This is a genomic window from Bradyrhizobium sp. LTSP849 (genome assembly GCF_000938255.1).
Taxonomy (GTDB): Bacteria; Pseudomonadota; Alphaproteobacteria; order Rhizobiales; family Xanthobacteraceae; genus Bradyrhizobium.
Genome location: NZ_JYMR01000002.1, coordinates 106,211 through 119,768, shown reverse-complemented (window position 1 = coordinate 119,768; position 13,558 = coordinate 106,211). Strand labels below are relative to the sequence as shown.

Here is a 13,558-nt window from a genome sequence, read left to right as displayed (position 1 = left end):
CCCGTCGACCGTGCCGTTGTGACCTGCATGAGCGACCCCGCACTCCCCGCAAGACCAGCTCTGGCCATGAAAGCGATACGATATTTGTCGATCGCCGTCGGCTGCGCTTGTCTGTTGCTGGCCGCGATCTGCTTCTTCATCGCCGGCCAGATCTTCATTGAAACGGGCCTGTTCGCGCAATCCAACGCGATCGTGGGTCTGATCAGCACCGTGCTCGGGCTTTTGGCGCTGTCACTCGCACGGTTCTGGAAGTAGGCGCGCTCCGTTCGACCTCACCTCCTCCGTCATTCCAGGATGGGTGCGCAGCACGCAGAAATGGATTCCGGGTTCGCGCTCACGCGCGCTCCGGAGATCGAGGCAGGCTGACCCGACCCGTCGGGCGAAACACCTCGTCAATCCCCAGCCGCAAAAACATTTCACTTTTCCGAATTTCGGATTTATGGCATATACCCCTCACCTCGGTCCGTCAAAGGGGCGTTTCGCGATCGTCACGAGATGCGGGCCGGGTTGCGGTGGACGCGGCAGCGTCGGCGCGAGGTGTGACGGCGGGGCGGTTCGCCGTGAGCTTGTCACACGCGCGGCACGACACGGCGCGGTTGCAGCGGCCTCAACGGACATCGGGGGTGAGCACACGCGAGCCCCGGATGATCCGGCGAGGACGTCCGCGGACGGAGAAGTCGTGTGGTCCTGACGCCCGGAGCCTGTGCGTCAAGTCTTGCGGTGATGTGGCGGCCCGACCGGGCCCGCACATCAGCCATCGGTGAGGCGACGGGGGCAATAGTGCATCGCTCCCCGAGGAGAGCACGAAGGACACCGTTAAAACCATCCGCGCAGGGAAGGCCGGGCGTTCGGCTACACCTGTAGTCCAAACCGTGTGCATTTCTGTAGCGCACGGACTTGCGGGTGCCAGCCAGCGCCCGGTCTTCCCTGCGCCCTTTGATTCTTTGGGGGTGCGAACCAAGCAGCATAGCTCGGCCCATTGGGGCGCGAGAGCGCGGAGCCATGGTCCCTCGCCTGTTCGCCACGCACCACACTCCCCCGCGCAGAATGTCGCACCGCTTTTCGGATGCGCGCCCGGCTGGTAGATTGCGGCCATTGTTTTGGGGGTTTTTGATGTACGCGAGGATTTTCAATCGCGTCCTGGTGCTGGCAGCGCTGATCGCCGCCACGCTTGCCGCTGCGACACACCAAGCATCGGCCGAGAAGCGCATCGCGCTGGTGGTCGGCAACTCCGCCTACAAGAACATCACCCCGCTCGACAATCCCTCCAAGGACGCAAGCCTGATGGCGGAGACGCTTGGCCTGCTTGGCTTTACGCTGGTCGGCGGCCGTGCCCAGCTCGATCTCGACAAGCCGGCGATGGACACAGCCGTGCAGAGTTTTGGGCGGCAGGTGCAGGGCGCCGACGTTGCGCTGTTCTATTATGCCGGCCACGGCGTGCAGGTCGCCGGCGCCAACTACCTCGTGCCGGTCAACGCCAACCCGACGCGCGAGGCCGATGTCGATTTCCAGATGACCGACGTCAACCTCGTGCTGCGGCAGATGCAGGGCTCCGGCACGCGGCTCAATCTCGTAATCCTCGATGCCTGCCGCAACAACCCCTTCGGCTCACGCGGCTTGCGCTCCTCGGACGGCGGCCTGGCGCAGATGCGCGCGCCCGAGGGCACGCTGATCTCCTACGCGACGCAGCCCGGCAACGTCGCCCAGGACGGCAGCGACGGCCACAGCCCCTACACCAAGGCGCTGGCCGCGACGATCCGGACCGCAGGTCTCGACGTGTTCCAGACTTTCAACCAGGTCGGGCTCGCAGTGAAGCGCGCCACCTCCGGCGCGCAGCAGCCATGGGTGTCGTCCTCGCCGATCGACGGCACCTTCTATTTCGTAGCCCCGACGCAAGCCGCGCCGCCGCAGGTCGCCGCGATGCAGCCCGATCCACTGCCGGCAGAGCGCCTGCGCGCCGATCCCGACCGCGTGCCGCTGCGCGATGCGGCGCTGCTCAGCGAATTGAGCGAACGGCTCTACGAGCTCAATTTCGATCCAGATACCGCTGACGGCCTCACCCGCGCGGTCACAAAGCTCCAGGAGCGGATCGCGATGGCACCGACCGGCGAGCCGACCGAGGGCCTGCTGCTGCGGATGCGCAAGATGGACGATCTCAAGCCGTGGGGCTCGATCGTCTATGGGCCGGACGGCAACAAATGGGGCATCTCGTGGAATCATGCCTCGCGGCGCGCGGCGGTAGCGGATGCACGCGGCAATTGTGCCGGCGCCAAATGTCCGATCGAGCTCTCCTTCTACGGCAACCGTTGCGGCGCGTTCGCGATCTCGGACAAGTCCTGGTCGCTGGTCCAGCGCGACAACGTGCAGCGCGCGAAGGACGCCGCGCTTGACGAATGCGGCAAGGCTGGCAAAGCTTGCCGCATTATTGGAGCCGTCTGTGCCGACGGCTCCGGTCGCTGATTTTGCCGCTGATTTCTCATGATTTTGGATTTCTCGATCATGCCGAACACCGCCCGCTCATTTGCTTTCGCTTCCCTCGTTACCGCCGCCCTCGCCTCATCGTCCGCCTTCGCGCAGTCCGGCAGCGCCGGCGGCGCGATCGGCAATGACGAGAAGTCGCTGTCCGGCTCGCGCTCGGATCGCTCGGCCGAGCCGGCCCCGTCCGCACGCAGAAGCAAGCCGGCCGCCGACGAACCGCGCTCGTCCCCACGGCGCAGCAGCGGCGGTGGAGGTGGTGGCGGCGGCAGTTTTGACGGCGCCTGGGCCGTCATCAGCGTCGGCTGCGGCGGCTCAACTACCGGCGCGGTCGTGGTCACCTCGGGCCGGGTCATCGGCGAAGGCGTCAGCGGCAGTGTCAGCCCGAACGGCTCGGTGCACACGGCAGGCTCGGGCGACGGCGTGACCTTCACGGGCGCCGGCCGCCTGTCGGGACGGAGCGGTTCCGGCACCTTCCGCCGCTCCGACGGCTGTTCGGGAACATGGACCTCGACCAAGCAATAGAGCCGTCGAAAAAGCCCAATTGGCGGCGGAGCGATCGCCGGGCGGGCCCAATTCAGGCCACATCCTCTCCGGATTTGCGGCTCATTGCCACCCAACTCTTTGTTGAGAAAGGGACGGTAAGAGTAGCGTCATGCGTCACCGGGAGACCAGGATGGGCAACCGATCCGCGAGATTCATATCCACACTTGTCGCCAGCATCGTCGCCGGCGCACCGCTGGCAGCCGTCTCGCAGGACGCGCCGAGCGCGCCTGCCGCTGCAAGCACGGCAAACGCCGCCAGCGACTGCCTCGCCTCGCCGAAGGGCACGGCGCCGGAAGGACAGCACTGGTACTATCGCCTCGAGCGGTCGACCAAGCGGCAGTGCTGGTACCTGCGCGCCGAAGGCGGCAAGGCCGCGACCACGACGCAGACGGCAAACAGCGCACAGCAGCCGGATTCACCCGCGCCGCAATCGGTGCAGAATGCGCACGCCGAATACATTGCGCCGCAGAGTGCCGCGCAAAACGCGCAGCCCGCTGCAGCGCCGCAAGCTCCAAGCACGAATGCTGACAGCAATGCACAGCAGCCCGCCGTCGCCGCACGCTGGCCCGATGCATCGACAGCCGCCGCCGCGCCCGCGCCACAGCCCGCGGCTGCTCCGGCAACATCGGATGCGCCGCCGAGCGCGAAGCCGGCCACGTCTCCTGTCCAATTCCCTGCCCAAGTGACGCTCGCCGCGGCCGATGCGCCCGCCGACAGGCCGACCGGCTCGCTCCAAATGCTCCTGCTCGTCATCGGCGGCGCACTGGCGCTCGCCGGCCTCCTTGCCAGCATCATCTACCGCTTCGCCGGCGTCCGCGTCCAGGCCGGCGACCATCGCCGCGTGAACTGGGACCATCGGGAGCCGCAGGATCACGACGACAGCCGCGCGCCCTGGCTCGATGCAGCGCCCACCCGGATGCCGCGCGCGGAGCGGCCGCGTCCGGTCGACTTCGACGCTGCGCGTCCTCAGCCGCCGCAAATGGCCGCATTCGCCGATGCGATCGGCCAGATCGCAGCGCAGGCCCGTTCCACTGATGTCGCGGCAACAGAACCTGACGAGACCGAGATCGAGATTCTCGACGGGGAGTTCGAGATCGAGCCGTCAGCGCCTCAGTTGGCTGCCGAGGACAGCCATGACGAAGCGCCGGCCGATCGCGATGAGGATGCACGCGATGAGGATACCGTCGATATCGACGTCATCACGGCGATGCTGGAACGGCTGGCAAAGGAAGGGCCGCGGCTGACGCAGCCTAGCCTTGAAGCTGACCTTGCAGACCTCGCACGAATCCAACGAGGCCAGTCCGCCGCTCGCGCTTGAGCCGTTCGGCCTTCAGGATCGACTGCACCTCGGCGAAGGCTTCATCGACGTCGTGGTTGATGACGATGTAGTCGTACTCGGCCCAGTGGCTCATCTCGTGGCTGGCGCGGCTCATGCGATTGCGGATGACTTCGTCGGAATCCTGCGCGCGCGAATGCAATCGCTTCTCGAGATCACCGGCCGAGGGCGGCAGAATGAACACGCTGACGACATCGGCACGCGCCTTCTCGCGCAGCTGCTGCGTGCCCTGCCAGTCGATGTCGAACAAGACGTCCTGCCCGGCCGACAGCGCCGCCTCGACAGGCGCGCGCGGCGTGCCGTAGCGGTTGTCGAACACGGTCGCCCATTCCAGGAGCTCGTCGCCCCTCACCATGGCCTCGAACCTGGGCTTGTCGACGAACAGATAGTCGCGACCGTCGACCTCGCCGGGACGCATCGCCCGCGTGGTCGCCGAGACCGACATTTTCAGCCCGGGCATGCGGTCGATGAGGAGACGTGACAGCGTCGTTTTGCCCGCGCCTGATGGCGAGGACAGCACGAACATCAGCCCGCGCCGCTCGACACCGTCAGTTACGTGGCCGCCCGTCGTCATCGATCACTCCAGATTCTGGACCTGCTCGCGAAACTGCTCGACCACGTTTTTCATGGCGAGCCCGGTATTGGTCAGCTCGATGTCGTTCGACTTCGAGCAGCAGGTGTTGACCTCGCGGTGAAACTCCTGCGCCAGGAAATCCAGCTTGCGCCCGACCGGGCCGCCCTTGCCGATCAGCTCGCGCGCCTGGGCGACGTGCGAGGCGATGCGGTCGAGCTCCTCGCGGATGTCGGCCCGGGTCGCGATCAGGATCGCTTCCTGCATCAGGCGATCGGAATCGAAACGGTCGGAGGTATCGAGCAGCGTCGCGATCTGCTCGGCAAGCCTGGCCTTGATTGCCTCCGGCTTGCGGCCGGGCGCAGCCTCGGCCTTTTTCGCGAACTGCTCGACCTCGTCCACCCGCTGGATCAGGATTTGCCCGAGCGAGGTGCCCTCGCGCTTGCGCATCTCGACGAGTTCGGCGAGCGCCTTGTCGAAGGCTTCGGCCACGGCAGCGCGCGCGGCCTGGTCCTCCTCCTCGTCGCCCTCGGGCTCGGCGACCTCGATCACACCCTTGATGGCCAAGAGGCCGTCAACGCTTGGCGCGACAGCATCGACCTTGCCGGCGATCACGGCAGCGGCCTTCAGGACGGCGTTGAGCACGTCTTCATTGACGCGGACGGAGGCTGCGGCATTGGCGCGCTTGACGGTGAGATTGGCGTAGACGGTGCCGCGCGACAAAAGCTCGCCGGCGCGCTTCTTGGCATAGGCCTCGAGCTCGTCGAACCCCTGCGGCAGCCGCACGCGCAGGTCAAAGCCCTTGGCGTTGACCGACTTCAATTCCCATTCGAACGTGTACGGCCCGCTCGCGCCGTGGCTTCGGGCAAAGCCGGTCATGGACGACAGCGCCATCGGGTCAATTTCTCCGGACAGGTAAGATTCGCGAGGCCATCGGCCGCGCGAATCTTAAGACTATTTTGCAGGAAAGTGTAATCCGCAAAGTCCCGTAGGCAGGCCTGCGCTAGCGCTGGATCACCGGCGGCACTGGCTGCGCCGCGCCCTGCCGGGCCGGCGCGGGATTGGCCGGGCGAGAAGCCGGTGGCTTTTTCTGCTGGGTCGGCTTGGGCGTGGTCGCGGTCGGTGCCGTATCGGCGGCGGCGGGCGCGGCGGCGGCCGGGGCCTGCGCGTCGTCGGCCGGCTCGACCGTGTCGTTCTGGATCTGCTTCTCCATCGCGCGCAGCTTGGCGACGTTTTTCTGGTGCGCGTCGTAGGTCTCGGTGAAGGCATGCCCGCCGGTGCCGTCAGCGACGAAATAGAGGTCGCGTGTGCGGGCCGGGTTGGCAGCGGCTTCCAGCGAGGCGCGGCCGGGATTGGAGATCGGGCCCGGCGGCAGGCCGTCGATCACATAGGTGTTGTAGGGCGAAGGCTGCGTGATCTCGCTGCGCTTGATGGGCCGGCCGAGCGTACCCTTGCCGCCGACCAGGCCGTAGATGATGGTCGGATCGGACTGAAGCTTGATCTTCTGCCTGAGGCGATTGACGAACACGGCGGCGACGCGGCTGCGCTCGTCCGGCTTGCCGGTCTCCTTCTCGACGATGGAGGCCAGCGTCACCAGCTGCTCCGGCGTCTTGACCGGAACGTCCTGGCTGCGACGGTCCCAGATCTCGGCCAGCACGCGCTTGTGCGCCTGCTGCATGCGCTGGACCACCTGATCGCGCGGGGTCCCACGCGGGAACTTGTAGGTCTCCGGCAACAACGTGCCTTCGCGCGGCAGCTCGCGCACGCTGCCGGTGAAGATGTCGTTATCGGACAACCGCGCCACGATCTGCTCGGAGGTCAGGCCTTCCGGAATCGTAACGGCATGCTGCACCACCTTGCCCTCGACGATGGTGGCGATGACGTCGCGCAACGAAGCATTCTTCTGGAACGAATATTCACCGGGCTTCAGGTCCGAGCTCGCCTTCAGCGCAGCAACGCTTGCAATGAACACCCACGGATTGACGTCGGTCACGCCCTCCCTGTTCAGGGTCTCGGCGATGTCGCGCTTGCCCGCGCGCTGCGGGATGTTGACGACTTTGTCTTCCTGGAGCGGTCCCGGCGCTTCCAGCACCTGCCGGCCGTAATAATAAACGCCGCCCGCACCGATCATGGCGATCAGCAGGAGGGTGATGATGGCGTTGCCGACGATCACGAAAGGGTTGCGCGCCCGCTCCGATCGCTTCGGCGGCGGCGGGACCTGCTCGGGCTCGAGCGCTGCCCGCGGGCTTCGGGGCGAAATGGGCGGCCTTTCACTCATCGAAGCAACCTGAATCCTGCCGGTTCAATTGCGGCCTGACAATCGCTTGTCCTGCCAAATGCACGCGCCCACGTGTATGACTATCGCCGAATACGGCAAAACGGTGGATTCGTCGCAACCACAAACTATTGGACCAGGCGCCGGAAGATGACCGACGCATTGGTACCGCCAAAACCAAAAGAATTCGACAACGCAACGTTGACCTCGCGCTTCTTCGCCATATGCGGCACGAGATCGATCGCGGTTTCGACCGACGGATTGTCCAGGTTGATAGTCGGCGGCACGACATTATCGCGAATCGCGAGAATAGCGAAGATTGCCTCGATCGCGCCTGCCGCGCCCAGGAGATGGCCGGTCGAGGATTTGGTCGAGGACATCGCGACCTTCGAGGCGGCATTACCAAGGAGTCGCTCGACCGCACCAAGCTCGATCTCGTCGCCAAGCGGTGTCGAGGTGCCGTGCGCATTGATGTAGTCGAGATCGGACGACGTCAGCCCGGCGCGCTTCAGCGCTGCCGCCATGCTGCGGAAGCCGCCATCGCCGTCGGGCGACGGCGAGGTGATGTGATAGGCATCGCCGGAGAGGCCGTAGCCGATCACCTCGGCATAGATCTTCGCGCCACGACGCAGGGCATGATCGAGTTCTTCCAGGACCAGGACGCCGGCGCCCTCGCCCATCACGAAGCCGTCGCGGTCCTTGTCGTAAGGACGCGAGGCTTTCTCGGGCGTCTCGTTGAAGCCGGTCGACAGCGCACGCGCAGCGTTGAAGCCGGCAATGCCGATGCGGCCGATCGGCGATTCGGCGCCGCCGGCGACCATGACGTCGGCGTCGCCCAGCGCAATCAGGCGGGCGGCATCGCCGACCGCGTGAGCGCCGGTCGAGCAGGCCGTGACCACCGAATGGTTCGGCCCCTTCAGCCCATGCTTGATCGAGACATAGCCGGAGGCGAGATTGATCAGACGGCCCGGAATGAAGAAAGGCGACACTCGGCGCGGCCCACGTTCCTTCAGCAGGACCGCGGTCTCGGCGATGCCGTTGAGACCACCGATGCCGGAACCGATCATGGTGCCGGTCGCGCATTTGTCTTCTTCGGACTCGGGATGCCAATTGGCATCGTCGAGCGCCTGGCCCGCAGCCGCCATGCCGAAGATGATGAAGTCGTCGACCTTGCGCTGGTCCTTCGGCTCCATCCAGATATCCGGATTGAAGCTGTCGTTCGAACCGTCACCGCGTACCACGGTGCAGGCGATCTTGGTCTGAAGATCGGAGACGTCGAAGCTCTCGATCTTGCGCGCACCGCTTTCGCCGTTGAGGATGCGTTTCCAGGTCGGCTCGACGCCGCAGCCGAGCGGCGACACCATGCCGAGACCCGTGACGACAACCCGCCTCATATCCGAAAACTCCGCATCGATAGATTCACGGCCAATAACAAGAAACCGGCTGACCGCTGGGAAGCGGCCCGTCCGGTTTCAATGTTGTCCCCGCGAAAATGAAGAGCCTTAGCTCTTCGCGTTCTTCTCGAGAAACTTCGTGGCGTCGCCGACGGTGAGAATCGTCTCCGCGGCGTCGTCCGGAATCTCGCACCCGAATTCCTCTTCGAACGCCATCACCAGCTCGACGGTGTCCAGACTGTCGGCGCCGAGGTCGTCGATGAAGCTCGCTGCGTCGACAACCTTCTCGGGTTCAACACCAAGGTGTTCGACCACGATCTTCTTAACCCGTTCGCCAATGTCACTCATTGCTTAACCTCGTGTTGTTCCCTGTAGACCCGACCCCCCGGGACGATACGAGCCGTCGTGGTCGTTGACTGCCTTCGCTTACGAACTTTGATTTGGCCCCATCCTAACCGATGCAGCCCGGCGAACGACGGCCAAGGCTCCGCATCGCCAATATACAGGGTTTCAAAAACCTGCAATGGCGTTCTTTGCCCATCCATTGAACGTCCGGTTATCATACTTCAACTGCCTTGACTACAAGCCTCAATTCGCTCCGGAAACGGCCGTTTGCCGCATCCGACCCCGCCCATGTGGGCGGTGCGGAACGAGGCCTCAGATCATGGCCATGCCGCCGTTGACGTGGATGGTTTGGCCTGTGACGTAGGCTGCTTCGCTCGAACTCAGGTAGACGGCGGCTGCCGCAATGTCCTCGGGCGTCCCCAGACGGGCTGCCGGAACCTTGGTCAGAATCGTTTCGCGCTGCTTGTCATTGAGCGCATCCGTCATCGGCGTCTTGATGAAGCCGGGCGCAATGCAGTTCGCAGTCACGCCGCGCTTGGCATACTCGGCGCCGAGCGTCTTGATCATGCCGATCAGGCCGGCCTTCGACGCGGTGTAATTGCCCTGCCCCGGATTGCCGGTGACGCCGACGATCGAGGTGATGGCAATGATGCGGCCGAAGCGCTTGCGCATCATCAATTTGGTGGCGGCGCGCGCGAGCCGGAAGGTCGACGTCAGGTTGACGTTGATGACCTCGTCCCAATCCTCATCGCGAAGCTGGACGAAGAGATTGTCGCGCGTGATGCCCGCATTGGCGATGAGGATGTCGACCTGCCCCATAGCTTTTTCCGCGGCGGGCACCAGCGCCTCGACCTCTTCAGCCTTGGAGAGATTGCAGGGCAGCACAAGGGCACGCTCGCCGAGCTTGCCGGCAAGCTCATCCAGCACTTCCTTCCGCGTTCCCGAAATCGCAACCGTGGCGCCCTGTGCGTGCAGCGCCTGCGCAATCGCGCCGCCGATGCCACCGGTCGCGCCGGTGACGAGCGCCTTTCGGCCAGTCAGATCGAACATTGAAAGACTCCTCTAGGCCTACTTCGCAGCGGCCAATGCATCCTTGGCGGCGGCAATGTCGTTCGGCCCGCCGACCACAACTCCGACGGCGCCGTCGGCGATGCGCTTGACGAGTCCGGTCAGCACCTTGCCGGCGCCGATCTCGAAGAAGCGCGTGACGCCCTGCCCTGCCATATAGGCAACCGACTCGCGCCAGCGCACCGTGCCGGTGACCTGTTCGACCAGCCGGCGGCGGATTTCGTCGGGATCGGTAATGGCGCTCGCCAGCACGTTCGACACCAGCGGCGCAGCCGGCGCCTTGATCGTGACCTTGGACAGCGCCTCGGCCATCGCCTCCGCAGCCGGCTGCATCAGCTTGCAATGGAACGGCGCGGACACCGGGAGAAGCATGGCGCGCTTGGCACCCTTGACCTTGGCGATCTCGACGGCGCGATCGACTGCTGCCTTGTCGCCGGAGACGACCACTTGGCCACCACCATTGTCATTGGCGGCCTGGCAGACCTGGCCCTGCGCCGCCTCGTGGGCGACCGCCATAGCAGCCTCATAGTCGAGGCCGAGCAGTGCGGCCATGGCGCCGGCACCGACCGGCACGGCTTTTTGCATTGCGAGACCGCGGGTGCGGAGCAACCGTGCAGTGTCGGAGATCGTCAGGCTGCCGGCCGCAGCCAGCGCCGAATATTCACCGAGCGAGTGGCCGGCGACGAAAGCGGCATCCCGCCCCACGGAAAAACCCGCCTCGCTCTCCAGCACGCGCAGAGTGGCCACAGATACCGCCATCAGCGCCGGCTGGGCGTTCTGGGTGAGCTGTAGGGTCTCGGCCGGGCCATCCCAGATGATGGCCGTCAGCTTCTCCCCAAGCGCGGCGTCGACCTCGTCGAACACGGCGCGCGCCACTGGGAAGGCGTCGGCCAGGGCCTTGCCCATGCCAACCGCCTGGGAACCCTGCCCTGGAAATGTGAATGCTGCCGTCATCGGCGCTCCCCGGATCGCTCGAGCAGTCTCTTCAAGAACCGGCAGCCGACTACGTCCGGCCCAAGCCTTGGTTCCCGATGATGCTCCAAAGGGGCCGTAGACAACGACCGGGGCCGCGCTGTCAAGCCGCGTAGGGGTTTTCCCATGGGCACTCGGTCACAGGATCGCGCCCCGAAAGCCGTCCGTTGCTGTGCACCTACCGAGCCTGCCGCGCGTCGCCCGCTGGCAAAGCGTTTACGCTGTCGGGAACTCGGTTCCATGACTTAAGCGACCTTAAATGCCGCGCAGCTAGATTGCTTCTATGGCAACCATGGTCAGACAGACATCGATCGCTTCCGCTTCTGCCGGGCAACCGCAGCAGCAATGGCTTCCTTTGCAGGCCTGCGTCGACTGGCTGCTCGCCGGGCCGCGCCCACAGCCTGACGACATCCACAACGACTTGCTCCAGCAACGAACCAACAAGACCAAGACGCTGGTGGTGGCAGTCGCTGCATCGCTGCTGATCGCGTCGCTGTCCGCAGCGATGACTGGCGCCGCATGGGCCTATGCCTGGGTGCTGGCAGAGATCGCTCTCGGCAGCACGCGCATCTGCCTGATGATGAAAGCCCTCGCAAAGGCGAAGCGGGATCGGCGGGCGCCGGTGAACGTCGCGCCGATCTGGGCCGGGCTATCATCCGTCATCCTGATTTCCGCCGGCTGCTATCAATGCGTCGCGTCCGGCGTCATGCCGCTGGTTTTGATGGCCGGCATTGGGTTAGCGAATCTCGTCGGCGGCATCGCCTCGCGCAACGCCGGGACGCCGCGCTACGGCATTCTCCTGATCTGCATCCTGACGCTGCCCTTCGCGCTGGCGACGATGCTGTCGCCGGTCCCGTTCCTGTTCATCATCGGGCTGCAAACGCCGGTCTACACGGCGGGGATGATCTTCCTGCTGCTGGAAAACCACAAGATCCTGCTCGACCTCCATCATTCCGAGCGCAACAACCGCCTGATGGCGCATCACGACCAGCTCACCGGCCTTCCCAATCGCGCCCTCAACCAGAAGCTTTTTGCCGAGATGCTCGACGGCCCATGGCCGGACGCAGCGGCGGCGACCTCGAAGCTCACCGTGTTCTGCGTCGATCTTGACGGCTTCAAGGGTGTCAATGACAGGTTTGGACATGCCACGGGTGACGCCGTTCTCGTCGCGGTGGCGAAGCGCCTCTGCGCCAGCGTGCGCGACGCTGACGTGGTGTGCCGCATCGGCGGCGACGAGTTTGTGATCCTGCTGCCCGATATCACGGACGACGAGGCTGCCGCAGTGGCCCAACGGATCATCGCGCGTGTGGCCGAGCCATTCGAGTTTGCTCCGGCGGCCCGCGTCGGAGCCAGCATCGGCCTCGCGTCGGCGCCGCGCGACGGCGTGACCGTCGACGATCTGCTGAGCGCCGCCGATCGTGCAATGTACGAAGCCAAGCGCCGCGGCAAAGGCGCTTTTGTTATCCACGGTGCCACGGTCGAGCCGGTCTCGCTCGTGCCTGAAGCGATACCTTTCTTGCCAGCGCCGAAAGCTCACGCCCTGGCCTGCTAGAAACCGCCGGCCTTCTGATCCGCACCGACCTCCGCGCCGGCCCTCGCGCGGCGTGCGCTGCTTGCCAATTGCCCTGGCCGGTCGTCGTGATTCGGCTTTGCGGTGGCGAGCCGCAGCACTGCGGCGTAGTTCGGCTGCACTTCCATCGCCCCGGCATGCCGGCTCTCGCTGAGCAGGCGATGGACCTTCGGCAGATTGTAGCAGGGTACGTAGAACAAGAGATGATGCTCTAGGTGATAGTTCACGTAGTACGGCGCAATGAACAGTCGCTCGAGAAAATTGGCATGCGTCGTGCGGGTGTTGCGCAGTGGATCGCTGCTGTCAGGGACGACGGCGTGCTCGGCGATGTTGCGGATGCGGGTGATGACCATCATCCAAGTCACCAGCGGCACCAGCCATAGCAGCGGATAGGCCCACCACACGCCGGCCGCCGCGAGCGCGGCAAACATCACGGCATTGACGGCGCATTGCGGGCCGAGTTTTTCCCAAAAATGCGCAAGACGCTGCCGCAACGACCAATCCTTTGGTCCCAGCGCGTTGAGCAGTTGCGCCTTGCGCTGCTGATAGCCGGTCTGTCCGGTCAGATCGCGAATGAATTTGCGGCGATAGCTTAGCTTCGTGATCGGAAACGGCGCCGACAGCACGAGATCAGGATCGTCCTCCTGCTGCGTGCGCGCGTGATGCTGGAGGTGATAGCGGCGATAGCTGCGCGTCTCCGCGAAGATCGGATAGGCGCAGAACCATTGGCTCAGCGTCAGATTGGTTGTCTCGTCGGCAGAGAGGCAACCATGCGCGCCGTCATGCATGAGGATCGCAAGCCCAAGCTGGCGCGAGCCGATGATGGCGACCGCGAAAATGTAGGTCAGCGGATTGGGCCACCATGCAACGAGCGCAATCGCGCCTGATATCAGCGCCCAGGCGTGTGCGATCAGCGCCACGCCCTTCCATGTCACGCGCTGGCGCACGTCGACGAGTTGGTCCTCGGTCAGGAAATCGCGGGCACGCATGCGAAGCGCGGTCATGG

Annotated in this window: 13 protein-coding genes; 5 read left to right on the top strand and 8 right to left on the bottom strand. The window is 65.0% G+C overall.

What is annotated here, in order from left to right; genetic code table 11:
- Window positions 1–66 precede the first annotated feature (66 nt).
- The 4 genes from UB31_RS01800 to UB31_RS01785 all read left to right on the top strand — a co-directional run bounded on the left by UB31_RS01800 (window position 67) and on the right by UB31_RS01785 (window position 4,339).
- Complete coding sequence (locus UB31_RS01800) at window positions 67–255, top strand: hypothetical protein (protein WP_245305931.1); 189 nt, start codon at window positions 67–69, stop codon at window positions 253–255.
- An 858-nt stretch (window positions 256–1,113) separates the two neighbouring features.
- Window positions 1,114–2,460: a caspase family protein gene (locus UB31_RS01795; RefSeq protein WP_045000341.1), complete on the top strand. Its 1,347-nt coding sequence runs from the start codon at window positions 1,114–1,116 to the stop codon at window positions 2,458–2,460.
- A gap of 39 nt (window positions 2,461–2,499) precedes the next feature.
- The gene (locus tag UB31_RS01790) at window positions 2,500–3,000 is read left to right on the top strand and encodes a hypothetical protein (protein WP_045009654.1); all 501 of its coding nucleotides are present in this window, start codon (window positions 2,500–2,502) and stop codon (window positions 2,998–3,000) included.
- A gap of 151 nt (window positions 3,001–3,151) precedes the next feature.
- Entirely contained in the window at window positions 3,152–4,339 is a 1,188-nt protein-coding gene (locus tag UB31_RS01785) for a hypothetical protein (protein WP_045009584.1), read from the top strand.
- Here the strand turns inward: UB31_RS01785 and gmk are convergent.
- The 7 genes from gmk to fabD form a co-directional block, all read right to left on the bottom strand.
- Window positions 4,272–4,931: a guanylate kinase gene (gene gmk, locus UB31_RS01780; RefSeq protein ID WP_045009583.1), complete on the bottom strand. Its 660-nt coding sequence runs from the start codon at window positions 4,929–4,931 to the stop codon at window positions 4,272–4,274. The two genes, UB31_RS01785 and gmk, sit on opposite strands and share 68 nt — an antisense overlap.
- A 3-nt stretch (window positions 4,932–4,934) precedes the next feature.
- Window positions 4,935–5,822 (bottom strand): YicC/YloC family endoribonuclease, encoded by an 888-nt coding sequence (locus UB31_RS01775; RefSeq protein WP_045009582.1) that lies wholly within the window; start codon window positions 5,820–5,822, stop codon window positions 4,935–4,937.
- A gap of 109 nt (window positions 5,823–5,931) precedes the next feature.
- Window positions 5,932–7,206 (bottom strand): endolytic transglycosylase MltG, encoded by a 1,275-nt coding sequence (gene mltG, locus UB31_RS01770; protein WP_045009581.1) that lies wholly within the window; start codon window positions 7,204–7,206, stop codon window positions 5,932–5,934.
- Window positions 7,207–7,331: 125 nt separating this feature from the next.
- On the bottom strand, window positions 7,332–8,597 hold the full coding sequence (fabF, locus tag UB31_RS01765; protein ID WP_045009580.1) for a beta-ketoacyl-ACP synthase II: 1,266 nt from the start codon (window positions 8,595–8,597) through the stop codon (window positions 7,332–7,334).
- Between the two features lie 108 nt (window positions 8,598–8,705).
- A complete protein-coding gene (locus UB31_RS01760; protein WP_008130699.1) occupies window positions 8,706–8,945 on the bottom strand; it encodes an acyl carrier protein in 240 nt (79 codons plus the stop codon).
- A gap of 309 nt (window positions 8,946–9,254) precedes the next feature.
- Window positions 9,255–9,992: a 3-oxoacyl-[acyl-carrier-protein] reductase gene (gene fabG, locus UB31_RS01755; protein ID WP_045009579.1), complete on the bottom strand. Its 738-nt coding sequence runs from the start codon at window positions 9,990–9,992 to the stop codon at window positions 9,255–9,257.
- Between the two features lie 18 nt (window positions 9,993–10,010).
- Complete coding sequence (gene fabD, locus UB31_RS01750) at window positions 10,011–10,964, bottom strand: ACP S-malonyltransferase (protein WP_045009578.1); 954 nt, start codon at window positions 10,962–10,964, stop codon at window positions 10,011–10,013.
- Between the two features lie 310 nt (window positions 10,965–11,274).
- Between fabD and UB31_RS01745 the strand changes: the two genes are divergently transcribed.
- Window positions 11,275–12,534: a GGDEF domain-containing protein gene (locus UB31_RS01745; protein ID WP_045009653.1), complete on the top strand. Its 1,260-nt coding sequence runs from the start codon at window positions 11,275–11,277 to the stop codon at window positions 12,532–12,534.
- On the opposite strand, the gene UB31_RS01740 is transcribed toward UB31_RS01745, so the two are convergent.
- Window positions 12,531–13,556 (bottom strand): fatty acid desaturase family protein, encoded by a 1,026-nt coding sequence (locus UB31_RS01740; protein ID WP_045000363.1) that lies wholly within the window; start codon window positions 13,554–13,556, stop codon window positions 12,531–12,533. The genes UB31_RS01745 and UB31_RS01740 overlap by 4 nt on opposite strands.
- Window positions 13,557–13,558 lie beyond the last annotated feature (2 nt).

Bases quoted from the DNA above. Each gene is read 5' to 3' on its own strand.
- UB31_RS01740 (WP_045000363.1), bottom strand. From the start codon at position 13,556: ATGACCGCGCTTCGCATGCGTGCCCGCGATTTCCTGACCGAGGACCAA.
- UB31_RS01785 (WP_045009584.1), top strand. From the start codon at position 3,152: ATGGGCAACCGATCCGCGAGATTCATATCCACACTTGTCGCCAGCATC.
- gmk (WP_045009583.1), bottom strand. From the start codon at position 4,931: ATGACGACGGGCGGCCACGTAACTGACGGTGTCGAGCGGCGCGGGCTG.
- UB31_RS01775 (WP_045009582.1), bottom strand. From the start codon at position 5,822: ATGGCGCTGTCGTCCATGACCGGCTTTGCCCGAAGCCACGGCGCGAGC.
- mltG (WP_045009581.1), bottom strand. From the start codon at position 7,206: ATGAGTGAAAGGCCGCCCATTTCGCCCCGAAGCCCGCGGGCAGCGCTC.
- fabF (WP_045009580.1), bottom strand. From the start codon at position 8,597: ATGAGGCGGGTTGTCGTCACGGGTCTCGGCATGGTGTCGCCGCTCGGC.
- UB31_RS01745 (WP_045009653.1), top strand. From the start codon at position 11,275: ATGGTCAGACAGACATCGATCGCTTCCGCTTCTGCCGGGCAACCGCAG.
- UB31_RS01795 (WP_045000341.1), top strand. From the start codon at position 1,114: ATGTACGCGAGGATTTTCAATCGCGTCCTGGTGCTGGCAGCGCTGATC.
- UB31_RS01800 (WP_245305931.1), top strand. From the start codon at position 67: ATGAAAGCGATACGATATTTGTCGATCGCCGTCGGCTGCGCTTGTCTG.
- fabD (WP_045009578.1), bottom strand. From the start codon at position 10,964: ATGACGGCAGCATTCACATTTCCAGGGCAGGGTTCCCAGGCGGTTGGC.
- UB31_RS01760 (WP_008130699.1), bottom strand. From the start codon at position 8,945: ATGAGTGACATTGGCGAACGGGTTAAGAAGATCGTGGTCGAACACCTT.
- fabG (WP_045009579.1), bottom strand. From the start codon at position 9,992: ATGTTCGATCTGACTGGCCGAAAGGCGCTCGTCACCGGCGCGACCGGT.
- UB31_RS01790 (WP_045009654.1), top strand. From the start codon at position 2,500: ATGCCGAACACCGCCCGCTCATTTGCTTTCGCTTCCCTCGTTACCGCC.